This is a genomic window from Streptomyces sp. NBC_00104, assembly GCF_045160825.1.
Classification (GTDB): Bacteria; Actinomycetota; Actinomycetes; order Streptomycetales; family Streptomycetaceae; genus Streptomyces.
The window spans coordinates 9,943,364-9,970,194 of record NZ_CP108215.1 but is presented as its reverse complement, the minus strand read 5'-3'; the positions used below and the strand labels follow the sequence as shown (position 1 = coordinate 9,970,194).

The 26,831-nt window shown below is 72.2% G+C and carries 21 protein-coding genes and 2 riboswitches; of the genes, 12 read left to right on the top strand and 9 right to left on the bottom strand.

Annotation, left to right across the window (positions count from 1 at the left end; genetic code table 11):
* Nucleotides 1-26: 26 nt before the first annotated feature.
* Nucleotides 27-3,656, bottom strand: a complete 3,630-nt coding sequence (gene cobN / locus OG272_RS43600; RefSeq protein ID WP_405895844.1) for a cobaltochelatase subunit CobN — start codon at nucleotides 3,654-3,656, stop codon at nucleotides 27-29.
* Between the two features lie 70 nt (nucleotides 3,657-3,726).
* Nucleotides 3,727-3,853, bottom strand: a riboswitch (cobalamin riboswitch).
* 247 nt (nucleotides 3,854-4,100) lie between these two features.
* Here cobN and cobG point away from each other — a divergent pair.
* The 3 genes from cobG to OG272_RS43585 are packed head-to-tail and all read left to right on the top strand — an operon-like array spanning nucleotide 4,101 to nucleotide 7,632.
* The gene (gene cobG, locus OG272_RS43595; protein ID WP_405896132.1) at nucleotides 4,101-5,471 is read left to right on the top strand and encodes a precorrin-3B synthase; all 1,371 of its coding nucleotides are present in this window, start codon (nucleotides 4,101-4,103) and stop codon (nucleotides 5,469-5,471) included.
* On the top strand, nucleotides 5,468-6,130 hold the full coding sequence (locus OG272_RS43590; protein ID WP_326574217.1) for a precorrin-8X methylmutase: 663 nt from the start codon (nucleotides 5,468-5,470) through the stop codon (nucleotides 6,128-6,130). Before cobG ends, OG272_RS43590 begins: the two co-directional genes overlap by 4 nt.
* Before the next feature lie 11 nt (nucleotides 6,131-6,141).
* On the top strand, nucleotides 6,142-7,632 hold the full coding sequence (locus tag OG272_RS43585) for a precorrin-2 C(20)-methyltransferase (protein WP_405896131.1): 1,491 nt from the start codon (nucleotides 6,142-6,144) through the stop codon (nucleotides 7,630-7,632).
* A gap of 34 nt (nucleotides 7,633-7,666) precedes the next feature.
* Here OG272_RS43585 and OG272_RS43580 read toward each other — a convergent pair whose 3' ends face one another.
* The gene (locus OG272_RS43580; RefSeq protein ID WP_326574218.1) at nucleotides 7,667-8,413 is read right to left on the bottom strand and encodes a cobalt-precorrin-6A reductase; all 747 of its coding nucleotides are present in this window, start codon (nucleotides 8,411-8,413) and stop codon (nucleotides 7,667-7,669) included.
* An 18-nt stretch (nucleotides 8,414-8,431) separates the two neighbouring features.
* On the opposite strand from OG272_RS43580, the gene OG272_RS43575 reads away from it, so the two are divergent.
* Nucleotides 8,432-9,568, top strand: a complete 1,137-nt coding sequence (locus tag OG272_RS43575; protein WP_405895843.1) for a cobalt-precorrin-5B (C(1))-methyltransferase — start codon at nucleotides 8,432-8,434, stop codon at nucleotides 9,566-9,568.
* Between the two features lie 6 nt (nucleotides 9,569-9,574).
* On the opposite strand, the gene OG272_RS43570 is transcribed toward OG272_RS43575, so the two are convergent.
* The 7 genes from OG272_RS43570 to OG272_RS43540 form a co-directional block, all read right to left on the bottom strand.
* Nucleotides 9,575-10,570 carry an ABC transporter substrate-binding protein gene (locus tag OG272_RS43570; protein WP_405895842.1) on the bottom strand — a complete coding sequence of 332 codons (996 nt, stop codon included), beginning with the start codon at nucleotides 10,568-10,570 and terminating at the stop codon, nucleotides 9,575-9,577.
* Between the two features lie 7 nt (nucleotides 10,571-10,577).
* Entirely contained in the window at nucleotides 10,578-11,345 is a 768-nt protein-coding gene (locus OG272_RS43565) for an ABC transporter ATP-binding protein (protein ID WP_405895841.1), read from the bottom strand.
* Nucleotides 11,346-11,347: 2 nt separating this feature from the next.
* Nucleotides 11,348-12,403 (bottom strand): iron ABC transporter permease, encoded by a 1,056-nt coding sequence (locus OG272_RS43560; RefSeq protein ID WP_327726550.1) that lies wholly within the window; start codon nucleotides 12,401-12,403, stop codon nucleotides 11,348-11,350.
* 127 nt (nucleotides 12,404-12,530) lie between these two features.
* Nucleotides 12,531-12,615, bottom strand: a riboswitch (cobalamin riboswitch).
* 331 nt (nucleotides 12,616-12,946) lie between these two features.
* Nucleotides 12,947-13,696, bottom strand: coding sequence for a precorrin-4 C(11)-methyltransferase (gene cobM / locus OG272_RS43555; protein ID WP_327726551.1), 750 nt, complete (start codon nucleotides 13,694-13,696; stop codon nucleotides 12,947-12,949).
* Nucleotides 13,693-14,970 carry a precorrin-6y C5,15-methyltransferase (decarboxylating) subunit CbiE gene (gene cbiE, locus OG272_RS43550; protein WP_326574224.1) on the bottom strand — a complete coding sequence of 426 codons (1,278 nt, stop codon included), beginning with the start codon at nucleotides 14,968-14,970 and terminating at the stop codon, nucleotides 13,693-13,695. The genes cobM and cbiE overlap by 4 nt, the downstream gene beginning before the upstream one ends.
* A gap of 128 nt (nucleotides 14,971-15,098) precedes the next feature.
* The gene (locus OG272_RS43545; protein ID WP_327732052.1) at nucleotides 15,099-15,788 is read right to left on the bottom strand and encodes a polysaccharide lyase family 7 protein; all 690 of its coding nucleotides are present in this window, start codon (nucleotides 15,786-15,788) and stop codon (nucleotides 15,099-15,101) included.
* A gap of 208 nt (nucleotides 15,789-15,996) precedes the next feature.
* Nucleotides 15,997-16,236 (bottom strand): hypothetical protein, encoded by a 240-nt coding sequence (locus OG272_RS43540; protein ID WP_328224535.1) that lies wholly within the window; start codon nucleotides 16,234-16,236, stop codon nucleotides 15,997-15,999.
* Here OG272_RS43540 and OG272_RS43535 point away from each other — a divergent pair.
* From OG272_RS43535 to OG272_RS43500, 8 genes are all read left to right on the top strand, one after another.
* On the top strand, nucleotides 16,235-18,379 hold the full coding sequence (locus OG272_RS43535) for a glycosyl hydrolase family 95 catalytic domain-containing protein (RefSeq protein ID WP_328224534.1): 2,145 nt from the start codon (nucleotides 16,235-16,237) through the stop codon (nucleotides 18,377-18,379). The genes OG272_RS43540 and OG272_RS43535 overlap by 2 nt on opposite strands.
* Nucleotides 18,380-18,425: 46 nt before the next feature.
* Complete coding sequence (locus tag OG272_RS43530) at nucleotides 18,426-20,327, top strand: glycoside hydrolase family 97 catalytic domain-containing protein (protein WP_327726553.1); 1,902 nt, start codon at nucleotides 18,426-18,428, stop codon at nucleotides 20,325-20,327.
* A gap of 211 nt (nucleotides 20,328-20,538) precedes the next feature.
* Entirely contained in the window at nucleotides 20,539-21,075 is a 537-nt protein-coding gene (locus tag OG272_RS43525) for a hypothetical protein (RefSeq protein WP_327726554.1), read from the top strand.
* Nucleotides 21,076-21,643: 568 nt separating this feature from the next.
* A complete protein-coding gene (locus OG272_RS43520; protein ID WP_326574227.1) occupies nucleotides 21,644-22,405 on the top strand; it encodes a DeoR/GlpR family DNA-binding transcription regulator in 762 nt (253 codons plus the stop codon).
* 92 nt (nucleotides 22,406-22,497) lie between these two features.
* Entirely contained in the window at nucleotides 22,498-23,853 is a 1,356-nt protein-coding gene (locus OG272_RS43515) for a sugar ABC transporter substrate-binding protein (RefSeq protein WP_327726555.1), read from the top strand.
* An 82-nt stretch (nucleotides 23,854-23,935) separates the two neighbouring features.
* Entirely contained in the window at nucleotides 23,936-24,895 is a 960-nt protein-coding gene (locus tag OG272_RS43510) for a sugar ABC transporter permease (protein WP_326574229.1), read from the top strand.
* Complete coding sequence (locus OG272_RS43505) at nucleotides 24,892-25,776, top strand: carbohydrate ABC transporter permease (RefSeq protein WP_327726556.1); 885 nt, start codon at nucleotides 24,892-24,894, stop codon at nucleotides 25,774-25,776. Before OG272_RS43510 ends, OG272_RS43505 begins: the two co-directional genes overlap by 4 nt.
* Nucleotides 25,773-26,762 carry a zinc-dependent alcohol dehydrogenase family protein gene (locus OG272_RS43500; RefSeq protein WP_327726557.1) on the top strand — a complete coding sequence of 330 codons (990 nt, stop codon included), beginning with the start codon at nucleotides 25,773-25,775 and terminating at the stop codon, nucleotides 26,760-26,762. Before OG272_RS43505 ends, OG272_RS43500 begins: the two co-directional genes overlap by 4 nt.
* Nucleotides 26,763-26,831: the final 69 nt, after the last annotated feature.

Below are 26,831 nucleotides of genomic sequence, written 5' to 3'. Positions count from 1 at the left end.
GGACCGCCCCGCACCCCCGCCCGTCGTCAGCTGTCGCCGTCCTCCAGGTCGCCCTCGGTCTCCAGGTACACCTGACGCAGCCCCTCCAGCACCGCCGGGTCGGGCTTCTCCCACATGCCGCGCGACTCCGCCTCCAGCAGCCGCTCGGCGATGCCGTGCAGGGCCCAGGGGTTGGCCTGCTGCAGGAACTCGCGGTTGGTCTCGTCCAGGACGTAGGTCTCGGTGAGCTTGTCGTACATCCAGTCGGCGATCACGCCGGTGGTGGCGTCGTAACCGAACAGGTAGTCCACGGTGGCGGCGAGTTCGAAGGCACCCTTGTAGCCGTGGCGGCGCATCGCCTCGATCCACTTGGGGTTGACGACGCGGGCGCGGAACACCCGGGACGTCTCCTCGACGAGGGTGCGGGTGCGGACCGTCTCGGGGCGGGTGGAGTCGCCGATGTACGCCTCGGGGGCGGTGCCGCGCAGGGCACGGACGGTGGCCACCATGCCGCCGTGGTACTGGAAGTAGTCGTCGGAGTCGGCGATGTCGTGCTCGCGGGTGTCCGTGTTCTTCGCGGCGACCTCGATCCGCTTGTACGCGGTCTCCATCTCCTCGCGGGCCGGGCGGCCGTCGAGTTCTCGGCCGTAGGCGTAGCCGCCCCACACCGTGTAGACCTCGGCGAGGTCGGCGTCGGTGCGCCAGTCGCGGGAGTCGATGAGCTGGAGCAGACCGGCACCGTACGTTCCGGGGCGGGAGCCGAAGATACGGGTGGTGGCCCGGCGTTCGTCGCCGTGTTCCGCCAGATCGGCCTGGACGTGGGCGCGGACGTGGTTGGTCTCGGCCGGTTCGTCGAGGGACGCGGCGAGGCGTACGGCGTCGTCGAGGAGGCCGATGGTGTGCGGGAACGCGTCGCGGAAGAAGCCCGAAATGCGCAGGGTGACATCGATGCGGGGGCGGCCCAACTCCTCGGAGGGGATGGCCTCCAGACCGGTCACACGGCGGGAGGCGTCGTCCCAGACGGGCCGGACGCCGAGCAGGGCCAGCGCCTCCGCCACGTCGTCGCCCGCCGTACGCATCGCGCTCGTACCCCACAGCGACAGCCCGACCGACGTGGGCCATTCGCCGTTGTCGGCGCGGTAGCGCTCCAGCAGGGAGTCCGCGAGGGCCTGGCCCGTCTCCCAGGCGAGGCGGGAGGGGACGGCCTTGGGGTCGACGGAGTAGAAGTTGCGGCCCGTCGGCAGGACGTTGACCAGGCCCCGCAGGGGTGACCCCGAGGGGCCGGCCGGGACGAAGCCGCCGTTCAGGGCGTGCACGCTGTGGTCGAGTTCGGCCGTGGTCGCGGCGAGCCGGGGCACGACCTCGCGGGCGGCGAACTCCAGGATCGCGGCGACCTGTTCGCCGTGCTCGGTGGGGACGGCGGCCGGGTCCCAGCCCGCGTCCTCCATCGCCTGGACCAGCGTGCGCGCCTTCGCCTCCGCCTCGTCGGCGGTGGTGCGGGTCGCGGCGGACTCGTCGAGGCCGAGGGCCTCGCGCAGGCCGGGCAGGGCCGTGGTGCCGCCCCAGATCTGGCGGGCGCGGAGGACGGCGAGGACCAGGTTGACGTGGTCGGCGCCGGTCGGCGGGTTGCCGAGGACGTGCAGACCGTCGCGGATCTGGGCGTCCTTGACCTCGCACAGCCAGCCGTCGACGTGCAGCAGGAAGTCGTCGAAGCCGTCGTCCTCCGGACGGTCGTTCAGGCCGAGGTCGTGGTCGAGCCTGGCGGCCTGGATGAGGGTCCAGATCTGGGCGCGGATCGCCGGGAGCTTCGCCGGGTCCATGGAGGAGATCTGGGCGTACTCGTCGAGGAGTTGCTCCAGGCGCGCGATGTCGCCGTAGGAGTCGGCGCGGGCCATCGGGGGGACCAGGTGGTCGACGAGGGTGGCGTGGACGCGGCGCTTGGCCTGGGTGCCCTCGCCCGGGTCGTTGACCAGGAAGGGGTAGACCAGGGGGAGGTCGCCGAGGGCGGCGTCGGGGCCGCAGGCGGCGGACAGGCCCGCGTTCTTGCCGGGCAGCCACTCCAGGTTGCCGTGCTTGCCCAGGTGGATCATCGCGTCGGCGCCGAAGCCGCCGTCGTCGGCACGGGCCGCGATCCAGCGGTAGGCGGCCAGGTAGTGGTGGGAGGGCGGGAGATCCGGGTCGTGGTAGATCGCGATCGGGTTCTCGCCGAAGCCGCGCGGGGGCTGGATGAGGATCAGCAGATTGCCGAAGCGGAGGGCCGCGAGGACGATGTCGCCCTCCGGGTTGCGGCTGCGGTCGACGAACATCTCACCGGGGGCCGGGCCCCAGTGCTCCTCGACGGAGGTGCGGAGCTCCTCGGGGAGCGTGGCGTACCAGCGGCGGTAGTCGGCCGCCGGGATACGGACCGGGTTGCGGGCCAGCTGCTCCTCGGTGAGCCAGTCCTGGTCGTGGCCACCGGCCTCGATGAGCGCGCGGATCAGCTCGTCGCCGTCGCCGGAGGCCAGTCCGGGGACGTCGGCGCCCCCGAAGTCGTAGCCCTCGTCGCGGAGTCGGCGCAGCAGGGCGACCGCGCTGGCGGGGGTGTCCAGGCCGACCGCGTTGCCGATGCGGGAGTGCTTGGTCGGGTAGGCGGACAGGACGAGCGCGAGGCGCTTGTCGGCGTTGGCGATGTGCCGAAGTCGCGCGTGGCGTACGGCGATTCCGGCGACGCGGGCGGCGCGCTCTGGGTCGGCGACGTAGGCCGGGAGGCCGTCCTCGTCGATCTCCTTGAACGAGAACGGGACGGTGATCAGGCGGCCGTCGAACTCGGGGACGGCGATCTGGCTGGCCGCGTCGAGCGGGGAGACGCCCTCGTCGTTCTCCTCCCAGGCGGCGCGCGAGCCGGTCAGACACAGGGCCTGCAGGATCGGGACGTCGAGGCCAGTGAGGGCGCCCGCGTCCCAGGACTCGTCGTCGCCGCCGGCCGACGCCTCGGCGGGCTTGGTGCCGCCCGCGGCGAGGACGGTGGTGACGATGGCGTCGGCGGCGCGGAGCTCCTCGATCAGCTCGGGCTCGGGGGCACGCAGGGAGGCCACGTACAGCGGGAGCGCGCGGGCGCCCGTGTCCTCGATCGCCTCGCACAGGGCACCCACGAAGGCGGTGTTGCCGCTCATGTGGTGGGCCCGGTAGTAGAGCACGGCGACGGTCGGGCCGTCGGTGCCCGCGCGTGGGGTGCGCTCCAGCGGGCCCCAGGACGGGGCGGGCGCGGGCGAGTCGAAGCCATGGCCGGTGAGCAGGACCGTGTCGGAGAGGAACCGGGCGAGCTGCTCCAGGTTGGCGGGGCCGCCGTGGGCGAGATAGGCGTGGGCCTCGGCGGCGATACCGACGGGGACCGTGGAGGCGGCCATCAGCTGGGCGTCGGGGGCCTGTTCACCGGTGAGGACGACGACGGGGCGGCCGTCGGCGAGCAGCAGGTCGAGACCGTCCTGCCAGGCGCGGATACCGCCGAGGAGGCGTACGACGACCAGGCCGGCGCCGTCGAGGAGGGCCGGGAGGTCCTCCAGCGCGAGGCGGGAGGGGTTGGCGAAGCGGTACGGGACCGGGCCGTCGGCCGCGCGGGCGCTGAGCAGGTCGGTGTCGGACGTCGACAGGAGCAGGATGTGGGGCTGCGCGGAGCGCTCCCCGGGCGATGGCTGCATGCGGCGGCTGGCCTTCCTCGGGGTCCGCGCCCCGGGCGGTGTCGGATCGGAGTCTCCCCTGCTCGGGCGGGACCGAGGGGTACGGGGAAGGGAGTTCCTGGCTCGCCCGACCCTCCTGGGACGGGCTCACAGTGGCGGGACCGCGCCGGACTCACACCGGGCTTCCTCCCCTAGGGTCTGTCGTCACATTCCCGTCTGCCCCGCGGCGTCTGGCACGCACTCTCGCCGCACCGGGCGAAAGCCCAAGTACGTCCAGTACGAGGTCTTTCGCCCGGCACGCCGAGAGCACGCACCGGACGCCGCGGGGCCGCCCTTCGGGCGACGACGGGAATGTGACGACAGACACTAGCGCCGTGGTGGCGTCGGCGGACCGGATGATCCACCAAACAGCATAGTAAGGGTCGCCTCAAAAGGGCGGAGCATACGTCCGTGGGGACGGTGGGTATGCTCGCCGCCATGTCCACGCCTCCCCTGCGTTCATCGTCCCAGGCCACAGCGGTCACACGGGACCGTGGCGACGCCTGCCCGGGGACACTGCGGCTGCACGCGGCGGACGACGGGGCGCTGGCCCGTGTCCGGGTCCCCGGTGGTGTACTGACCGTCCGCCAGGCCGAGGCGCTGGCCGAGGCGGCGCGACGGCTCGGCGACGGTGATCTTCACCTCACCTCGCGCGGCAATGTGCAGCTGCGGGGACTGACCGACGGCTGCGGGGCCGCGCTGGCCGAGTCGCTGGACGCGGCCGGGCTGTTGCCCTCCGCCGGGCACGAACGGGTGCGCAACATCGTCGCCTCGCCCCTGTCCGGCCTCGACGGGCGGGGTCTGCGCGACGTCCGGCCCTGGCTGTCGGCCCTCGACGCGGCGCTGTGCGCGAGCGAGGCGGCGCGGGAGCTGTCGGGCCGGTTCCTGTTCGCGCTCGACGACGGGCGCGGGGATGTGGCCGGGCTCGACGCCGATGTGACCGTCCGGGCGGCCGGGGACGGCAGTGCGCTGCTGGCCCTCGGAACGGCCGACGAGGTCCTGTCGATGGCCGCCGAGGACGCTCCCCGGGCCGCGCTCACGGCCGCCGAGACGTTCGTGGAGGCCGCGCGGGAGAGCGGTTCCCGGGTCTGGCGTGTGACCGAACTCCCCTTCCAGAGCGAGTTGCTCAGCCTGATCCGCGCACGTCTGGCCGCCGACGGCATCGACGCCGTGAGCCGGGCCCGGACCGGGACGACCACGGTCGAAGCCGAGGGCCCGCCCCCCGGAGCCGCCGGCGACGCTCTGTGCGTACACGCACCCCTCGGTCGGCTGACCGCCCTCCAGTGGCGCGAGTTGACGCACCTCGCGTCCGCGACCTCCCGCCGTGAACTGCGGCTGACCCCGTGGCGCGGAGTCGTCGTCCCCACGCCGGGCATGAGCGAGGACGAGGCGTCCGACGCGCTCGCCCGGCTCTCCGTGACCGGCCTCGTCACCGATCCCGCCTCCCCCTGGCTGCGCGTCGGCGCCTGTATCGGGCGGCCCGGCTGCGCCAAGTCCCTGGCGGACGTACGGGCGGACGCGACCGGAAGCCTCGACGCGGCCGGACGCGCCGGACTCCCCCTGTACTGGTCCGGATGCGAGCGCCGCTGCGGTCACCCCCGGGGCGAACGGATCGACGTGGTGGCCGTGCCGGGCGGCGGCTACGAGCTCTCCCGCACCACCTCCGGCCAGGACCCACGCACCACGTCCATGGCCGACCCCGGCCTCCTCGACACCGCTCTGGCGGCGATCACCTCATCAGCCCCGAGAAGCGCACGACCCGCACGAACGACACCCGCACGAACGACACCCTCATGACGACCGAGAGCAGCGAGAAGACCACCGTGACCACGTACGACTACGAGAAGGACGGCCCGGCGATCTACCGGCAGTCCTTCGCCACCATCCGCGCGGAGGCGGACCTCGCGGCCCTGCCCGCCGACGTCAGCCAGGTCGCGGTCCGGATGATCCACGCCTGCGGAATGGTCGACCTCGTACGGGACTTGGCGTACACGCCCGACGTGGTGGCCCGCGCCCGTGCGGCCCTGCGCGCCGGCGCGCCCATCTTCACCGACGTCCGGATGGTGGCCAGCGGCGTGACCCGCAAGCGGTTGCCCGCCGACAACGACGTGCTGTGCACGCTCTCCGACCCGGCTGTCCCCGAGCTGGCGGCGAGGCTGGGCACCACCCGCAGCGCCGCCGCCCTGGAGCTGTGGCGGGACCGGCTGGAGGGTTCGGTCGTGGCCGTCGGCAACGCGCCCACCGCGCTCTTCCGGCTGCTGGAGATGATCGAGGAGGGCGCGCCCCGGCCCGCCGCCGTCATCGGCGTGCCGGTCGGGTTCGTCGGCGCCGCCGAGTCCAAGGAGGCGCTGGCCGCGCATCCGTCGGGCCTGGAGCACATCGTCGTACGCGGCCGTCGTGGCGGGAGCGCCATCGCCGCCGCCGCGCTCAACGCGATCGCGAGTGAGGAAGAGTGAGCGACAAGCCAGTGAGCGGCAAGCTGTACGGGGTGGGGCTCGGCCCCGGTGACCCGTCCCTGATGACCGTGCGGGCCGTCGAGGTGATCTCCCAGGCGGATGTGATCGCGTATCACTGCGCCCGGCACGGCCGTTCCATCGCCCGCTCGATCGCGGCGAAGCATCTGCGCGCCGACCAGATCGAGGAGCGGCTGATGTACCCGTTGACGACGGAGACCACCGATCATCCGGGCGGTTACAAGGGCGCGATGGAGGAGTTCTACGCTCAGGCGTCGGCGCGGCTGGCCGCGCATCTCGACGCGGGCCGTACGGTCGCGGTCCTCGCGGAAGGCGACCCGCTGTTCTACGGCTCCTACATGCACATGCACAAGCGGCTCGTCGACCGCTACGACACCGAGGTCATCCCCGGTGTCACGTCCGTGTCCGCCGCCGCCGCCCGTCTGGGTACGCCGCTCGTCGAGGGCGAGGAGGTGCTGACGATCCTGCCGGGCACCCTGCCCGAGGAGGAGCTGACCGCACGGCTCGCCGCGACGGACGTGGCCGTGGTGATGAAGCTGGGCCGGACCTTCACCAAGGTCCGCAGCGCGCTGGAGAGTTCGGGACGGCTGGCCGAGGCCCGCTATGTCGAGCGGGCCACCATGCCCGGGGAGCGGCTCGGCGAACTGGCGGACGTGGACGCGGAGTCGGTGCCGTACTTCTCGGTGGCCGTGCTGCCCAGCCAGGTCGACGCCGGGCGGCCCGAGGCCCGGGAGCGGGGCGAGGTCGTCGTGGTCGGGACCGGGCCGGCCGGTCCGTTGTGGCTGACGCCCGAGTCGCGGGGCGCGCTGGCCGCCGCCGACGACCTGGTGGGCTACACCACCTATCTGGACCGGGTGCCGCAGCGGGCGGGGCAGGTCCGGCACGGCTCGGACAACAAGGTCGAGTCGGAGCGCGCCGAGTTCGCCCTCGACCTGGCCCGGCGCGGGCGGCGGGTCGCGGTCGTCTCCGGCGGCGACCCGGGGGTCTTCGCCATGGCGACGGCCGTGCTGGAGGCCGCCTCGCAGCCGGAGTACGCGGACGTCCCCGTGCGGGTGCTGCCGGGGGTGACCGCCGCCAACGCGGCCGCCGCCCGCGCGGGCGCCCCGCTCGGCCACGACTACGCCACGATCTCCCTCTCCGACCGGCTCAAGCCGTGGGAGGTCATCGCCGAACGGCTGCGCGCCGCGGCCTCGGCGGACCTGGTGCTGGCCCTGTACAACCCCGGTTCACGCAGCCGCACCTGGCAGGTGGGCAAGGCGCGCGAACTGCTGCTGGAGCACCGGGCGCCGGACACCCCGGTCGTGGTCGCGCGGGACGTGGGCGGCTCCGGCGAGCGGGTGCGGATCGTACGGCTGGCCGAGCTGGACCCGGCCGAGGTCGACATGCGCACGATCCTGCTGGTCGGCTCCTCGCAGACCCAGGTCGTACGGCGCGGGGACGGCGAGCAGATCGTCTGGACGCCCCGCCGGTATCCGGAGGCGTAAGCGGGGCGGGAGCGCGAGCGGAGGCCGCTGGGGTTCAGCGGGTGGGAAGACGCTGTTCGACCCAGTGGGCCGCCGTCTCCGGGTCCGTCACCACGGTGACGCCCTCGGGCACGGGCGGTCTGCGCACCACGACGACGGGCACCCCGGCCTCACGGGCCGCGGTCAGCTTCGGCGCGGTGGCGGCTCCCCCGCTGTCCTTCGTCACGACGACGTCGACGCGGTGGCGGCGCAGCAGTTCCCGTTCCCCGTCGAGGGTGAACGGGCCCCGGTCGAGCAGGACCTCCATCCGGGCCGGGTGCGGGGCCTCGGGCGGGTCGACGGACCGTACGAGGAACCACAGGTCGTCCAGGGCGGCGAACGCGGCCAGACCCATGCGCCCGGTGGTCAGGAAGACGCGGCGGCCGAGCGTGGGCAGCAGCTTCGCGGCCTCCTCCAGGGAGCCGACGTCGTGCCAGTCGTCGCCGGCGGCCGGGACCCAGCCGGGCCGGCGCAGCGCGAGCAGGGGAACATGGGTGGTGGCGGCCGCCCGTGCCGCGTGGAAACTCATGGTCCCGGCGAAAGGATGGGTGGCGTCGATGAGCGCGTCCGCCCCGTGTGCGCGCAGCCAGGCGGCCAGCCCCTCGGCCCCGCCGAAGCCGCCGACGCGGACCTCGCCCGGGGGCAGCCGGGGGCTGGCGACCCGTCCGGCGAGGGAGCTGGTCAGCCGCAGGCCGGGGGTGCCGTGCAGCAGCTCGGCCAGACGGCGGGCCTCCGTGGTTCCGCCGAGAATCAGTATGTGCATGGGAGTCCGGGTCCGTTCATGAGCGGTGAAGCGAAAGACGTCGGCGAGGCCAAGGGTGGTCGTGCCGCCCAACTCAAGCACACCGGGCTGCGCCACGGCTGGACCACCGGCGCCTGTGCGACGGCGGCCACGACGGCCGCGTACACCGCGCTGCTGACCGGTGAGTTCCCCGACCCGGTGACCATCACCCTGCCGAAGGGGCAGACGCCGTCGTTCGCGCTCGCCGTCGAGGAGCTGACCGGCGGGAGCGCGATGGCGGGGATCGTGAAGGACGCGGGCGACGACCCGGACGTCACGCACGGCGCGCTGGTCCGGGCCACCGTACGGCGGTTGCCCGTCGGGGCCGGAGTGGTGTTCACGGCAGGCCCCGGGGTCGGGACGATCACCCGTCCAGGCCTCCCCCTGGCCGTGGGCGAACCGGCGGTCAACCCGGTCCCCCGCCAGATGATGCGCGACCACGTCGCCGAGGTCGCCGCCCGTCACGGCGGCACCGGCGACGTCGAGATCACTCTCTCCGTGGACCACGGCGAGGAGATCGCCCGCTCCACCTGGAACCCCCGCCTCGGCATCCTCGGCGGCCTGTCGATCCTGGGGACGACCGGGATCGTCGTCCCGTACTCGTGCTCGGCGTGGATCGACTCCATCCGGCGGGGCGTGGACGTGGCGCGGGCGGCCGGGCGCAGGCATGTCGCCGGGTGCACGGGGTCGACGTCGGAGAAGACGGTCGTCGCCGAGTACGCGCTGCCCGAGGAGGCGCTGCTCGACATGGGCGACTTCGCGGGCGCGGTGCTCAAGTACGTGCGCCGGCATCCCGTCGACCGGCTGACGATCTGCGGTGGCTTCGCCAAGCTCTCCAAGCTCGCCGCCGGCCATCTCGACCTGCACTCCGCCCGCTCCCAGGTCGACAAGGGCTTCCTCGCCGAGCTGGCCCGGCGCGGCGGCGCGGACGAGGCGCTGGCCGCCGAGGTGGCCGGCGCCAACACCGGGCTGGCCGCGCTCCAGCTGTGCATGGCGGCCGGGGTACCGCTCGGCGACCTGGTCGCCACGACGGCCCGCGACGAGGCTCTGGCCGTGCTGCGGGGCGCGCCCGTCGCGGTCGACGTCATCTGCATCGACCGCGCGGGCACGGTCGTGGGCCGCAGCACGGTCCGCTAGCGCTGCCTAGTTCTTGGCCACCGTCCGCAGGTAGGTGCCGAGGCGGGCGATGGCCGACGGGTTGCGGGGGCTCTCGACCAGGTCGACGTAGTCGAGGACGAAGATCCGCTTGTGCTTGATCGCGGAGACGCCGCGCAGCGGGGCGTAGGAGAGCAGGAACTTCTTCTTCTGCTCGGCACCGACGTCTCCGTAGTCGCAGATGACGATGACGTCCGGGTCCCGCCGGACGACGCTCTCCCAGCCGACGGTGGTCCAGGAGTCCTCGACGTCGTGCATGACGTTGGCCCCGCCGGCCTCGGTGATGATCTGCTCGGGGGCGGCGTAGCGGCCGGAGGTGAAGGGCTGGTCCTGGCCGCTGTCGTAGAGGAAGACCTTGGGCTTCTTCGCGGGCGCCTCGGCGCGCACACCCGCGATCTGCTTCTTGAAGTCGGCGATGAGGGTGGCGGCCCGCTTCTCGACGCCGAACAGCTTTCCGAGGTTGGTGAGGTCGGTGTACAGGGCGTCCAGGGGCGGCATGATGCCGCGCGAGGTCTCGGTCCGGCCGTTGCGGCAGGACTCGGTGAGGACGTACGAGGGGACGCCGAGCTTCTTCAGGGCGTCGGGGGTGAACCCGGCGTCCTCGCGGAAGCCGTAGTTCCAGCCGGCGAAGACGAGGTCGGCGCGGGCGTCGAGGGCGTTCTCCTTGGTGAGCTGGTCCTTCGACAGCCATTTCACCTTGTCGTAGCCGTCCTTCCACGGCACGCCGCTCAGATCGCCCTTGTCGTCGGGCATGGCGAACCCGGCCATGCGGTCCTCCAGACCGAGGGCGAACATCAGCTCGGTGATGCCGACGTCGTTGGTGACGACCCGCTGGGGGACCTTGTCGAAGGTCACCTCGCGGCCGCAGTTGGTGAGGGTGACCGCCTTCTCGGCGGACTTGGCGTCCTTGGCCGGCTCGACGGTCGCGCCGCATCCGGTGGCGGTCGCGGCGAGGCAGAGGGCGGCGGCGAGCAGCTTGCGCATGGGGTCCTCAGGTCGTGGGCGGGAGCAGGTCGAACAGGAGCTGTACGGCGCCGGTCGCCGGGTGCCGTACGGGATGCGCGCGGACCCCGAACACCTCGGCGAGCAGGTCGGGGTGGAGGACGTCGTGGGGCGGGCCCGAGGCGACGATCCGGCCGCCCGCGATCACATACAGGACGTCGCAGTGCGCGGCGGCCAGGTTCAGGTCATGCAGGGCGGCGAGCACGGTGACGCCGCTGTCGCGCACCAGGGACAGCACGTCCAGCTGGTGGGCGATGTCGAGGTGGTTGGTGGGTTCGTCGAGGACGAGCACCCGGGGCTGCTGGGCGAGCGCGCGGGCGAGCAGGACGCGCTGCTTCTCGCCGCCGGACAGGGCCAGGAACCCCCGGTCGGCGAGGTGGTCCACGCCGGTCCGGCGCATGGCCCGCGCGCAGATCTCCGTGTCGGAGGCGGCCGTCCGCTCCCGGTGCGGCAGCCGTCCCATGGCGACCACCTCGGCGACCGTGAAGTCGAACTCGGCCGACGACTCCTGCGGCAGCGCGGCCAGCACCCGGGCGGCGGCCCGGGGCGGCATGGCGTGCGCGTCCTCCCCGTCCAGCCGCACCACGCCGACGGCCGGGCGCAGCGCGCGGTACACACAGCGCAGGAGCGTCGACTTGCCGCTGCCGTTGGGGCCGACGAGCCCGACGAACGCCCCGCTGTCGGCGGTGAGCCGGATGTCGTCGACCAGGCGGGCCCCGGCGGCCTCGACCGTCACGCCGTCGATGTCGAGTCGCATGGTCAGCGGCCTCCGAACGCGTAGCCGCCGCGCCGCATCAGCAGCAGGAAGGCGGGCACCCCCACCATGGCGGTGATCACTCCGACGGGCAGTTCGGCGGGGGCGAGCAGCATCCGGGACAGCACGTCCGCCCACACCAGCAGTACGGCGCCGACGAGCGGGGCCACCGCCAGCACCCGGCGGTGGTCGGCGCCCACCAGCATCCGCACGACGTGCGGCACCATCAGCCCGACGAACCCGATGGCCCCGCTGACCGCGACCACGGTCCCGGTCATCGCGGCGGTGACGAGGAACAGCTCCCGGCGCAGCCGCTCCGGCCGGACGCCGAGCGCGGCCGAGGTCTCGTCGCCCATCGCGAGGGCGTTGAGCGATTCGGCCCGCCCGCGCAGCCACGCCCATCCCGCCGCCACGGTCGCGGCGACGAGCGGCACCTGCGCCCAGGTCGCCCCGCCCAGACTGCCCAGCAGCCACATCAGCGCCGACCGGGCCGCCTCGCCGCGGGCCGCGCCGAACACCATGACCGTGGTGACCGCCTCGAAGCCGTACGCCAGTGCCGTACCGGTCAGGACCAGCCGCAGCGGGGTCAGGCCGTGGGGCGAGCGGGCCACGGCGTACACCAGCGCCATGGCGGCGAGGGCCGAGAGGAACGCGGACGCGGACAGCGCCCAGATCCCGAGCCCGGCGAACGCGCCGAGCAGGATGACGGCGTTGGCGCCCACCGCCGCGCCGGAGGAGATACCGAGTACGAACGGGTCGCCGAGCGCGTTGCGCACGATCGCCTGCACGGCCACCCCGACGGCCGCGAGCCCGGCACCGACGACGGCACCGAGCACGACGCGGGGCAGCCGGATCTCCCAGACGATGGTGTACGAGGCGGCGTCACCGGCGTGCACGGTCCCGCCGGTGAGACCGGCCCACAGGAACCGGAGGACGTCCGGCCACCCGATGCCGGCGGCGCCCAGGCCGGTGCCGGCGACGAGCGACAGCAGCAGGAGCAGGGCGAGGCCGAGTATCAGTGGGGGCAGGGGGATGCGGCTGGGGGTGGGGCTGCGGCGCACGGTCAGGGCGGTCCTTCGCCTGGGGCCGCCTGTTCGGACGTCGGTCAGGAGCAGCCCGTACGGCGCGGGGGCCGTGCGGTCCCCTCTCGCAGTCCACGGCGAGCGTTCAACGGGTCGCACCACCCACGGGCGATCGGGCTCGCGCGACGGGCCGGTTCCGGCCGTCGCGCACACCGTTGCGGGTCAGCGCCGGGTTCTCACCGGACTTCCCCCGCGGGAGGCGAAGGGAGCGTAACACCGGGTACCGGGCGCCTTCGAGCTCGGGTGGCTTGGGTTCGTTGGCGACTGCGGGTCCGGTGGGGCTTCTCGCGCAGTTCCCCGCGCCCCTGAAAAGCCGGGGCTGCGCCCCGTGCTTTTCACGCCCACCGGCCCGTCGCCTTCACGCCCACCGGCCCGTCGCCTTCACACGCACCGGCCCGTCGCCTTCAGGCCACCGGCCCGTGGTCTTTCAGGCCCGCAGGGGCCTGAATCCTTTAGGGGCGCGGGGAACTGCGCGAGAAGCCCCACCGGAGCCGCACCCGACAACGCACCCAACCGGCCCGCTCAACAGCTGTGCCGGTCCCGTTCCGGCGAGTACAGGTGGCTGTCCCGGAACTGCCGCGCACCCAGCGTTCGGCCGACCATGATCACAGCCGTGCGCAGCACACCCGCCTCCTTCACCTGCCCGGCGATGTCCGCGAGCGTGCCCCGGATGATCAGCTCGTCGGGGCGGGAGGCGTAGGCGACGACCGCGACGGGGCAGTCGGCGCCGTAGTGCGGCAGGAGCTCCTCGACGACACGGTCCACATACCGGGCGGCCAGGTGAAGCACGATGAGCGCGCCGCTGCGGCCGAGCGTGGCCAGGTCCTCGCCCTCGGGCATGGCGGTGGCGCGCTGGGCGATCCGGGTGAGGATGACGGTCTGGCCGACGGTCGGCACGGTCAGCTCCCGCTTCAACGCGGCCGCCGCCGCGGCGAAGGCGGGCACCCCCGGCACCACCTCGTACGGCACCCCGGCCGCGTCGAGCCGCCGCATCTGCTCGGCGACCGCGCTGAACACGGACGGGTCCCCGGAGTGCAGCCGGGCCACGTCGTGGCCCTCCGCGTGCGCGCGGACCAACTCGGCGGTGATCTGGTCCAGGTCGAGCTGGGCGGTGTCCACCAGCCGGGCGTCCGGCGGGCATTCGGCGAGCAGTTCGCGCGGGACGAGGCTGCCCGCGTACAGGCAGACCTGGCAGGCGGCGAGCCTGCGTGCGCCGCGGACCGTGATCAGGTCGGCGGCACCGGGGCCGGCGCCGATGAAGTACACGGTCATCTGTCTGCTCCCGGAACGGTGTCAACGGTGTCGAGGGTCTTCTGTACGGTCCACTGGGTCACCGGCATCGCCTGCCGCCACCCGGTGAAGCCGCCCACGGGCACGGCCTGCGCCACCGCGAGCCGCACCAGCTCACCGCCGTGACGGCGGTGGGCGTCGGCGAGCAGGGCCTCGGACTCCAGCGTCACGGTGTTGGCGACGAGCCGCCCGCCGACGGCGAGGGCCTGCCAGCAGGCGTCGAGGAGGCCGGGCGCGGTGAGTCCGCCGCCGATGAACACGGCGTCCGGCGGCGGCAGTTCGGCCAGCGCACCGGGCGCGGCGCCGGTGACGATCCGTAGTCCGGGGACGCCGAGCCGGTCGGCGTTGCGGGTGATGCGTTCGGCGCGCACGGGGTCGCGTTCGACGGTGACCGCCCGGCAGGAGGGGTGCGTACGCATCCACTCGATCGCGATGGAGCCCGACCCGCCGCCGACGTCCCACAACAGTTCGCCGGGTGCCGGGGCGAGCGCGGCCAGCGTGGCGGCGCGCACATACCGTTTGGTGAGCTGCCCGTCATGCTCGTACGCCTCGTCAGGGAGGCCGGGTACGGCGCCCAGCCGCAGGGTGTCCGGGGCGCGCCGGCACTCGACGGCGACGATGTTGAGGGCGTCGCCGGGCGGGTGCGTCCGTGCCGCCCAGTCGTCGGCGGTGGTCGCGTCGCCCGTCCGCTCCCGCTCGCCGCCGAGTTGTTCCAGGACGCGCATCCGGCTCGGTCCGAAGCCCCGGTCCCGCAGCAGGGCGGCGACCTCGGCGGGCGTGCCGGCGTCCGCGCTGAGCACCAGGAGCCGTCGGCGGTCGTGCAGCGCGGCGGCCAGACGGGCGGCGGGCCTGCCGACGAGGGTGACGACCTCGGTGTCCTCCAGCGGCCAGCCGAGGCGGGCCGCCGCGTAGGAGACGGAGGAGGGGTGCGGCAGGACGCGCAGCCGGTCACCGGCCTCCTCGGCGAGGGCGCGGCCGATGCCGTAGAACATGGGGTCGCCGCTGGCCAGGACGGCGATCCGGCGGCCTGCGTGCGCGGTGAGCAGGGCGGGGACGGCGGGGCGCAGGGGCGAGGGCCAGGCGATCCGCTCGCCCGCGCACTCCGGGGGCAGCAGGTCGAGCTGCCGTGGGCCCCCGATCAGCACCTCGGCGTCCCGCAGGACCGCCCGGTGGGCGTCGGGGACACCCGGCCAGCCGTCGGCGCCGAGCCCGACGACGGTGACGGCGTACGGCGGTCCTGGTCGTGCGGGGGTCACTGCGCGGTACCTCGGCGGTTCGGGGGCGGCTCTCGGGGACGACAGAGGCGCACTCTACTGGGCGGTGACCTGCACGCCTGTGCCCGGGTGCGCGTCATCCGCCCCTCGCGGTCCGGCACCGGGCGCCATCAGCGCGTCCAGTACGCGATGTTGCGGAAGCGGGCCTCCGCACGGCCGGAGCCGTGGTTGTAGACGCCGTTCTTGAAGTAGCGGGTGGCGGGGCCCCGGTCGTCGACCGTGAGGACGAGGGAGTCGTCGAGGTAGACCTTGATGGTGCCGGTCCCGCCGCTCGCCTCGTGGGCGATCTTCACGTTGAACCAGGTGTCGTACGCGTTGGTCTTGAGCACGGTGCCGTCGTAGCGCCGCACGGTGCCGCCGCCGGTGTTGTGGGCGTTGAGCATGATGTCCGTGGCCGGGGTGCCCGAGGGGCGGCGGGTGCGCAGGATCTGGACGAAGGACGCGCGGTCGGTGCCGGCCGGCAGGTAGACGTCGGCGTCCCACATGTGGTCGCCGGTCGTGTAGTCGTTCTTCCAGCGCATCTCGGTGCGGGGGTCGGTGGAGTTGCCCTCCTCGAACGGCTCGTCGGTGGCGTACACCCACATGCGGTGGACACCTCCGCTGTAGCCGTGCCGGTCGCCGAGGTCGAGATTCCAGGGTTTCTGCCAGCTGTACGTGAACGAGGTCCGCGTCCAGCCGTCGGTCGGGTCGGCGGCCGGTGCCGCCGTCGCGGCGCCGGTGAGCGGGAACTGGGGCAGGGTCAGCGCGGCACCGCCGGCCAGGAGGCCGGCTCCCGCCCGTAAGACGGTTCGCCTCTTCATCATGGGTCCTTTCCGCTGCTAATACATCGGATGGGTCAAACGTCTGGACCATGTTGCCAGAGTGAGCATGGGGCCCAATCCCGCTCCCCCACAGCCTAATTTCGGCCCGGATTGGGCTGAATATCGCCATCACCTCCGCCATTGACAGGTACACGAACCCTGCCTAGGTTCGCCGATACACCCGATGTATCGATGGCCATGATGACCATCAGGTCTGGAGGACGATGATGACCTCGCAGTCCGGGAGGCACTCACCCCTGCCCCGCCGTGCCGTGCTCGGTACCGCGCTGGGCGGAGCGGCGGTGGCGGCCCTGCCCGGGACGGCCCATGCCGGACAGTCCTTACCCACGGCACCCACGGCACCCACGGCACCCACGGCGGCACCGTCCGCCGGAACCGATGCGCCGGCCTCGAAGGGCAGACGCCCGTGGAGTCTCCGCGACACCATGACCACCGACCGCTCCTGGGACCGCTTCCTGCGCGACCAGGACCTGCGCTGGAGCAGGCTGCCCACCCGCTGGTACGAGGGTCCGTTCCTCGGCGACGGGCTGCTCGGCAGCATGGTCTACCAGGATCCGGGCGCCAACCGGATCCGCTTCACCGTCCAGCACGGCCGCGTCCAGGACCACCGGCCCGAGTTCGGCAGCGGCTGGGGCACCTGCCGGCTGCCGGTCGGCCACCTCACCCTCGACCCGGTCGGCACCATCACCGCCGTCGACTGGCGGCTGAGCCTGTGGAACGCCGAACTCACCGGCACGGTCACCACCACCGCCGGCACCCTCACCCTCTCCGCCCTCATCCACGACGAGGTCCTGGCCGCCCGGGTGACGGCCGACGGCGGCGAACGGGTCGTCTGGACCTTCCACCCCGAGGAGGCCATCAGCCCCCGGAAGATCAGCGAGGCCCCGCCCACCGGCTACACCGCCCACCCGCCCTGGACGACCCGGACGACCGCCGACGGCACCGAGCAGGTGCTCCAGCCGCTCATCGGCGGCCAGACCGCCACCGCGTACCGTCGCGACGGCGACGAACTGCTGCTCGGCGTGGGCCACAGCGCGCCCTCCGAGACCGCGGCCGAGGCCGACTCGCTACGGCATCTGCGGCGCGCGCGGTCGTACGCCTCGCTCCGGAAGCGCCACCGCCGCTGGTGGCACGCCTTCTACCCGAAGAGCTTCGTCTCGTTCCCCGACAGGCGACTGCAGAGCTTTCACTGGATCCAGCTCTACAAGGTCGCCTCCGCCAGCCGCGCGGGCGGCCCCGTCATGGCCACCTCGGGGCCCTGGTTGGAGCCGACACCGTGGCCCGCGGTGTGGTGGAACCTCAACATCCAGCTGGAGTACTGGCTCGTCCACGGCTCCAACCACCTGGAACTCGACGCGCTCGCCACCACCGTGCGGCAGAACCAGGAACAGCTGATCGCCAACGTGCCCGCCGCCTACCGCGCGGACAGTTCCGGCGTCGGCCGCAGCTCCGACATGTTCGCCAACCGGGGCGTGGGCCGGCCGGGCAGCGGCACCGAGGTCGGCAACCTCACCTGGGCGCTGCACAACGTGTGGCTGACCTACCGGCACTCCATGGACGAGGCGCTGCTGCGCGACACGGTCTTCCCCGTGCTGCGCCGGGCGATCTCCTACTACCTGCACTTCCTCACCCCGGGCAGCGACGGCAAGCTGCATCTGCCGAGCACGCTCTCCCCCGAGTACCCGGTCGTACCGCCGCAGGACACCAACTACGACCTGGCGCTCATCCGCTGGGGATGTCGGACGCTCCTCGAGTCCGCCGAACTGCTCGGCGCCGACGACGAGTTGATCCCGCGCTGGCAGGAGGTGCTGACCCGGCTCACCCCGTACCCGGTCGACGACAACGGCTTCATGATCGGCGCCGACACCCCGTACGCGCAGTCCCACCGGCACTACTCGCATCTGCTGATGGTCTATCCGCTGTACCTCGTCAACTGGGAACAGCCCGAGAACCGCGACCTGATCACCAGGTCGGTGGTCCGCTGGCAGGCGCTGCCCAGCGCTCACCGGGGCTACAGCTACACGGGGGCCGCCTCGATGTACGCGATGACCGGCGACGGCGACACCGCGATCACCTATCTGCGGAAGTTCTTCGACCCCACCACCCGCTACCCCTGCCAGGCCAACACCCACTACACCGAGGCCGGTCCGGTCATCGAGACGCCGTTGTCCGCCTCGCAGTCGCTGCACGACATGTTCTGCCAGAGCTGGGGCGGCGTGATCCGCGTCTTCCCCGCCGTCCCGTCCACCTGGGCGGACGTCACGCTGCACGACTTCCGCACCCAGGGCGCCTTCCTGGTCAGCGCGGTCCGGCAGGCGGGGGCGACCCGGTTCGTCCGGATCAGGAGCCTGGCCGGCGAGCCGCTCAAGCTCCGGCACGGCCTCACCGGCCGTCTCACCGTGCTCCTCGACGACGGCACCCCGGCCCGCACCCACGACCTGGGCGACGGCACCCTCGCCATCGATCTGCCCAAGGGCCGCGAGGTGCTCGTCCACGCGGGCGCCCGGCCCGACCTCGTCATCGCGCCCGTCACCGTCGGCGAACCGGGCGCGGCCTGGGGACTGCCGTAACAGCCACCGTCCCAGGGACACGTACGCATCGACAGGGAGGATTCTCATGGCGGTTCCGATCAGGACCGCGGTCACCGGGCTCAGCGCCGGACTCTGCGCCGCACTGGTGGCCACACTTCTCACGACCGTGCCCGCGCGGGCCGAACAGCACGACCGCGCCTGGGCGGTGTCCGCGGCGGCACACGCGCCGCGCGCCCGGGTGTCCCTGGACTCCACCACCGGCGCCCTGAGCCTGTCGGTGTCCCGCGCCGGCCGGACGGTCGTCGAGCCGTCGCCCGTCGGCATCGTCACCGAACAGGCCGATCTGTCCCAGGGGCTGCGTTTCCTGCGCCGCGAGGACAGGGTGATCGACGAGCGGTACCGGACGAAGGCCGGCAAGCGGCTGGACCGCCGGGTGCGGATGAACGAGAGCCGTCTGTCGTTCGCGACCCCCGACGGTGCCCGGCTCGACCTCGTCGTCCGTGCCGCCGCCGACGGCGTCGCCTACCGGTACGTCCTGCCCGCCGGGTACGGCGACGTGCTCGGCGAGACCTCCGCGTTCAACCTGCCGGCGGACGCGAACGCGTGGCTCGGCACCTACCGGGCCGACAACGAGGGGCAGTTCGTTCAGTACACCGCCGCGAGCGCGCCCACCGGCGCGTACGCGGACCAGGCCCTGTTCGCGACCGACGGCGGCTACACCCTGCTCGCCGAGTCCGACCTCACCGGCGCCTACTCCGGCGCCCGGCTCACCCACGAGCAGGGCACCGGCACCTACCGCGTCAAGCTCGCCGACGACCGGGTCCGGGCCGACGGCCCCCTCGCCACCCCCTGGCGGGCCATGGTCACCGGCGACCTCGCCACCGTCACCCGCTCCACCTTCACCGACGACCTCGCCCCCGCCGCCGAGGTCGGCGACCGCTCCTGGATCCGGCCCGGCACCGCCCTGTGGACCTGGCTCGCCGGCGGCCGCCCGGCGGGCCAGAGCCTCGCCGCGCAGAAGGCCTACGTCGACTACGCCGCCGAACGCGGCTGGCCGTACGAGGCCGTCGACGCGGGCTGGTACTTCAGGTCCGACGCGTGGGACACCACCGACCCGGATTGGCAGACCAACAGCTGGATGCCCGAACTGGTGGAGTACGCGCGGGCCAAGGGCGTCGGGATCATCGTCTGGATCCATCAGCGCGACCTCGACACGGCCGAGGAACGCGCGCGGTGGCTGCCCACCCTGGAACGCTGGGGCGTCAAGGGCGTCAAGATCGACTTCATGGACTCCGAGGCGCAGGCCACGCTTCGGTGGTACGACGCGATCCTCCCGGAGACCGCCGCCCACCATCTCCTGGTCAACTTCCACGGCTCCACGATCCCCAAGGGCATCCAGCGCACCTGGCCGCACGTCATGACTTTGGAGGGCGTCGCGGGCGAGGAGAAGCGGACCAACACCGCCGCCCACCTCACCACCCTGCCCTTCACCCGCAACGTCATCGGATCCATGGACTTCACCCCCGGTGCCTTCCAGCGCGTCGGACTGCGCCCCAACTCCGACGCGGCCGAGGTCGGGCTCTCCGTCGCCTACGAGTCGGGCCTGCAGATGTTCGCGGGCACCCCCGAGTCGTACGACGCCCGGCCGCTCGCCCGCGCCTACTTCGACCAGGTCCCCGCCGCCTGGGACGACACCCGGCTGCTCGCCGGACAGCCCGGTCAGGAGGCGGTGCTCGCCCGCCGCAGCGGCGACCGCTGGTTCCTGGGCGGGGTGTACGCGGGCGCGGCGCGCACGGCAGAGGTCCCGCTGTCCCTCGGCTCCGGACGCTGGCTGGTCGAGACGATCCGGGACGGCGCCGACGGCCTCGTCCAGGACAGGCAGGTCCTGCGCGGCGGCGACACGTTCACCGTCGACGTCACCACCAACGGCGGCTTCGCCGCCCTCGCCTGCCCGTGGCGCCCGGGGGTCACCACCTGCTACCGCTGAGCATCACGCCGGACCGGTCGGAGCGGCCACGAACCGAGTCGCGAGACACGGGTGCGGCGCTCGTGACACGAGGGACGTTCCGTCGATGGGTTCCGGCGATGGGTCCCGTCGATGGGTCCCGTCGATGGCCGGAAGAGGCGCCGGTGCGCCGGACTCGGCCGGGTACTCGGGGAGTTCAACGGATCCCGTCGAGTCCGAGGAGGTACGTGCCGTGCGCTCCGTCAAGCGCTGGCTCGACCACAGTCTCACCGCACAGGCGTTTCTGATCTTTCCCGTACTTGTGGGTCTGGCCGCCCTGTTCCGCCCGAACGAGCATCCGGTGTACTGGGTGGTTCAGGGTGGGCTCCTGTCCGCCGTCACCCTCACCGTCCTGGCCGTCCAGCGCCGGAAGACCGGCCGTGCCGTCGGCACCGACGCCCGCGGCATCGCCGAGCTCCAGCGCAAGCTCCGGCGCCGCGAGGTGCCGAGGGAGCCCGAGGAGCGGGCGGCCATGCGCCGACTCGTCGCCGAGCAACTGGGGCAGATGGAGCGGGGAGCCCGGTGGCTGCCGTACTGGTTGGGCGTCATGGGCCTGATCGCGGTCGGCCTGCTCGTCCTCGGAGTGGCCTCCGGCTCCTGGGCCCCGCCGCTCGCCTTCGCCGTGGGCGTGTTCGCGTTCTGCTCCTGGATCCTGTGGATGCGTCGCCGCGCCCTCGACCGCTTCCGCTTCATGCGGTCGGCACTGCGGCAGGGCGAACCGGTGTCCTGACTCCGCCTCGCCCTCAGCCCCGGGCGCCCTGGCCCGGTGCGCGGCGACGGCCATGACGACCACGGAGGTCAGGGCGCTGCCGAGGGTGGAGGCGCAGACGTTCGCGTCGGCGGCCAGTGCCGCACCGTGGGCGCGGTCGGTGACGCGGTCGATCATGCGGGGTACGCCGACGAACCCGGCCACCCCCCATCAGGAACACCAGGAACACCAGGAACACCAGGAACACCGAGACGGCCCCGTCAGGCGCACCCGCGCCCGCCGGGTGCATGCCCAGGACCGGGACCTCGACGCCTCATCGCCCTCCCCCGGGAACACGGGCAGCGAACGGGCACACCCAGCGGGAAAGCGGGCAGCGGGCTCGCACTCCCCAGGGCCCTCCACCGCCTCGTCCAGGGCCTCCGGCCTTCGGCAAACGGGCACATTCGGTCATGAAGCGCTCCACTGAGAGCCTGGCCAGCGGGGTGGTCCGCCTGTAGAAATTAGCCACCGGATGCCCCAACGGGCAGGGCCTCCGGGAAATCAGCCGGCGTGGGCACACCGCGCGGAGCCGTGGAACGGAGGTGTCGCCGTGGACACCGAGGAACGAAGGCGCGGGATTCTGGAGACGGCACGCCGTGCCGGCTCCGTGGACGTCGGAAAGCTCGCCGCCGATCTCGGGGTCTCCAAGGAGACCGTGAGGCGTGATCTGAACGTCCTGGAGGAACACGGGCTGGTCCGGCGTACCCATGGGGGCGCCCATCCCGTGGAGAGCGCGGGCTTCGAGACCACGCTCGCCTTCCGCACCACCATGCACGTCCCCGAGAAGTCCCGGATCGCGACCGCCGCGGCCGACCTGCTCGGAGACGCCGAGACCGTCTTCATCGACGAGGGCTACACCCCACAGCTCATCGCCGCCGCCCTCCCCCGCGACCGGCCACTGACCGTCGTCACCTCCTCACTGGCCACGGCCGGTGACCTGGCCTCCGCCGAGAACATGACCGTGCTGCTGCTCGGCGGCCGGGTGCGCGGCGGCACGCTGGCCACGGTCGACCACTGGGCGACCCGCATGCTCTCCGGCTTCGTCATCGACCTGGCGTACGTCGGTGCCAACGGCATCTCCCGCGAGTACGGGCTCACCACCCCCGACCCCGCGGTCAGTGAGATCAAGGCCCAGGTCATGAGGGCCGCCCGGCGCCGGGTGTTCTCCGGCGTCCATACGAAGTTCGGTGCCGCGAGCTTCTGCCGCTTCGCGGAGGTCACGGAGTTCGAGGCGATCGTCACCGACGCCGGGCTCCCCGCCTCCGAGGCACACCGCTACTCGCTGCTGGGCCCCGAGGTCATACGCGCCTGAGCCGCGGTTCAGCTCCCTGTCCCACCCTCCCCGCCACCCTCGCAAGCCTGGGGGCCTGCTTCCCCACGCCCTCGAACACCCTGGAGTCAGTCATGCGTACACGGAGAATGATCCACGTCCTCGCCACGGCCACGGCCACAAGCTCGCTGCTGGTCGCCTGCAGCGGCGCGGGCGGCTCCTCGAGCTCCGGCGGTGACGGCGAGAGCATCAATGTGCTGATGGTCGGCAACCCGCAGATGGAGGACATCGCGAAGCTGACGAAGAGCACCTTCACCAAGGACACCGGGATCAAGGTCAACTTCACGATCCTTCCCGAGAACGAGCTGCGCGACAAAGTCACCCAGGACATCGCCACCCAGGCCGGCCAGTACGACGTCGCCACCATCGGCGCCTACGAGGTGCCCATCTGGGAGAAGAACGGCTGGCTGCACGATCTCGGCTCCTACGCCGACAAGGACACGAGCTTCGACAAGGCCGACCTGCTCAAGCCGATGGTGCAGTCGCTCACCGGCTCGGACGGCAAGCTCTACGCCCTGCCGTTCTACGGCGAGTCCTCGATGCTCATGTACAACAAGGACGTCATGAAGGCGAAGGGCATCACGGTGCCCGAGCACCCGACCTGGCAGCAGATCGCCGACATCGCGGCCGAGGTCGACGGCGCGGAGCCCGGCATGAAGGGCATCTGCCTGCGCGGTCTGGCCGGCTGGGGCGAGCTCGGCGCGCCGCTGACGTCCATGGTCAACACCTTCGGCGGCACCTGGTTCACCAAGGACTGGAAGGCCCAGGTCAACAGCCCCGAGTTCAAGAAGGCCACCAACTTCTACGTCGACCTGGTGAGGAAGCACGGGCAGGCGGGAGCGGCACAGGCCGGCTTCACGGAGTGCCTCAACGCCATGAGCCAGAAGAAGGTCGCGATGTGGTACGACGCGACCAGCGCGGCCGGGTCGTTGGAGGACGCCAAGTCCAGCAAGATCGCCGGCAAGGTCGGCTACGCCTACGCCCCGACCGTCGAGACCAAGAGCAGCGGCTGGCTGTGGAGCTGGGCGTGGGCCATGCCCAAGACCACGAAGAACGCCGACGCCGCCTCGCAGTTCATGCTGTGGGCCTCCAGCAAGAAGTACGAGAACCTCGTCGGCGAGAAGCTCGGCTGGTCACGCGTTCCGGCCGGCAAGCGGGCCAGCACCTACGAGAACCCCGCGTACCAGAAGGCCTCCGGGTCGTTCGGTGACATCACCCTGAAGTCCATCGAGGCGGCCGACCCGGCGAACCCGGGCGTCCAGCCCCGGCCGACCGTGGGCATCCAGTACGTGGCCATCCCCGAGTTCCAGGACCTCGGCACCAAGGTCACCCAGGAGATCTCCGCCGCCATCGCCGGCAAGACCAGCGTGGACAAGGCCCTCGACGACGGCCAGAAGCTCGCCGAGGACGTCGCCGAGAACTACCGGTAACCCGCCCGAACCGCCCGGCCGGCCCTCCCCCCGGCCGGGCGCCGATTCCCCCACCCCGGCCGTCATCGGCAGAGGAACCCTCATGACCGCGCTCAGCGCTGCACCCAAGACAGCCCCACCGCCCAGCCGCAAACGCACCTCCACCGAAGTCAGCAAGTGGAAGCGCCGCTTCCCGCTGCTGCCGGCGCTGGTCTTCACCATCGTCGTCACGCAGCTGCCCTTCGTGGCCACGCTCGTCATCTCCACCTTCCGGTGGAACATCCTCAAGCCGGGTGAGAGGCGCTTCGTCGGCCTGTCCAACTTCACGTTCGTCTTCACCGACGAGCGGCTGCGCGCGGCGGTGCTCAACACCATCGTGCTCACCGCCTCCGTGGTGCTCATCAGCGTGCTCCTCGGCCTCGGGCTGGCGATGCTCCTCGACCGCAAATTCGTCGGCCGCGGGCTGGCGCGCACCCTGCTCATCGCACCGTTTCTGGTCATGCCGGTCGCGGCGGCGCTGCTGTGGAAGCACGCCATCTACAACCCCGACTACGGCCTGCTCAACGGCACCCTGAACACCGTCTACCGGTTCTTCGGCGCCGACCACGGCCCCACCATCGACTGGATCTCGTCGTACCCGATGCCGGCCGTCGTGATCTCGCTGGTGTGGCAGTGGACCCCGTTCATGATGCTGATCCTCCTGGCCGGTCTGCAGGCGCAGCCCGGCGACGTCCTGGAGGCGGCCCGCGTCGACGGGGCCTCGGCCATGGCGACCTTCCGCCACATCACGCTGCCGCACCTGCGCCAGTACCTCGAACTGGGCATCCTGCTCGGCACGATCTACGTCGTGCAGACCTTCGACGCGGTCTACACCATCACCCAGGGCGGACCGGGCTCCCGGACGACCAACCTGCCCTACGAGATCTACCTGACCATGTTCCGCAAATTCGAGTACGGCGAGGCCGCGGCCGCCGGAGTGGTCGTCGTCCTCGGCTCGATCGTGATCGCGACCTTCGCCCTGCGCACCATCGCGTCGCTGTTCCGCGAGGAGGTGTCCCGATGACCGCGCACACCGCAGCCGCCCCCGGGGCGAAGCTCAGGAAACTCCTCCGCCGACGCGACGACCAAGGTGGTGCGCCCCGGCTCTCCCCCCTGTGGACGTTCGTCGCGTGGCTGGCCACGCTGGCGTTCTTCGCTCCGGTGGCGTGGATGGTCCTCACCTCCTTCCACCAGGAGGCGGACGCGGCGACCAACCCGCCGACCCCCCTCGCCGCCCTCACCCTCGACCAGTACGAACTCCTCTTCAGCCGGGACATCACCCCCTTCCTCCTCAACTCGGCCATGGCCAGCGTCATCTCGACCCTGCTGGTGCTCGCCCTCGCGGTGCCGACGGCCTACGCGCTGTCCATCAAGCCGGTCGAGAAGTGGACCGACGTGATGTTCTTCTTCCTGTCCACCAAGTTCCTCCCCGCCATCGCCGCCCTGCTTCCCGTGTACCTGATCGTCAAGGACGCCGGAATGCTCGACAACGTGTGGACACTCGTCGTCCTCTACACCGCCATGAACCTCCCGATCGCGGTGTGGATGATGCGCTCGTTCCTCGCCGAGGTCCCCAAGGAGATCCTGGAGGCCGCCGAGGTCGACGGCGCGGGCCTGCCCACCGTGCTGCTGCGGATCGTCGCGCCGGTCGCCATGCCCGGACTCGCCGCCACCTCGCTGATCTGCTTCATCTTCAGCTGGAACGAGTTCATGTTCGCCGTCAACCTCACCGCGACCCAGGCATCGACCGCCCCGGTGTTCCTCGTCGGCTTCATCACCAACGAGGGACTGTTCCTCGCCCGGCTCTGCGCCGCCGCCACGCTGGTCTCCCTGCCGGTCCTCATCGCCGGTTTCGCCGCCCAGGACAAACTGGTCCGCGGCCTGTCCCTAGGAGCAGTCAAGTGAAAGCCGCTGTCATCGAAGCCCCCGGCAAGGTCACCGTCACCACGGTGCCCGACCCCACACCCGGGCCGCGCGAGGTCGTGGTCGATGTGGCGGCCTGCGGGCTGTGCGGGACCGATCTGCACATCCTGCAGGGCGAGTTCGCACCGACGCTGCCGGTCGTGCCGGGTCACGAGTTCGCCGGGGAGGTCGTGGGCCTCGGCAGAGACGTCACCGAACTCGCGCTCGGCGACCGGGTCGCCGTGGACCCCTCGCTGTACTGCAACGAGTGCCGCTACTGCCGCCTGGGACGCAACAACCTCTGCGACCGGTGGCAGGCGATCGGGGTGACCCGGTCCGGCGGCGCCGCCGAGTACGCCGTGGCGCCCGTCGCCAACTGTGTACGGCTGCCCGACCACGTGGACGTCCAGGACGCGGCCCTGATCGAGCCGCTGTCCTGCGCCGTACGCGGCTACGACGTCCTCAACAGCAGGCTCGGCTCCCACGTGCTCATCTACGGCAGCGGGACGATGGGGCTGATGATGCTGGAGCTGGCCAAGCGCACCGGCGCCTCGTCGGTCGACGTCGTCGACGTCAACCCGGAGCGACTGGCGACGGCCGCGAAGCTGGGCTGCTCCCGAACGGCGCTCTCCGCCGAGGAGTTGGGGCGGCCGGCCGGCTGGGACGTGGTGGTCGACGCGACGGGCAACGCCGCCGCCATCCAGGACGGCCTGGAGCGGGTCGCCAAGGCCGGGACGTTCCTGCAGTTCGGCGTCTCCGACTACGCGACGACAGCCACCATCTCCCCGTACCGCATCTACAACCAGGAGATCACCATCACCGGCTCCATGGCGGTGCTGCACAGCTACGAGCGGGCGGCGGAACTCTTCGCCACCGGGGTGCTGGATCCCCAGGTCTTCATCAGCCACCGGATGCCGCTGTCGGAGTACCCGCAGGCACTGGACCAGTTCGCCGCCGGCCAAGGACGCAAGATCGTCGTACTGCCCTGACGCCACCTCGGCCGGTGCGCTCGTCGTCTTCCTCGACGCCTCGCCCGGTCGCACCTGTCGAGCGGGGGC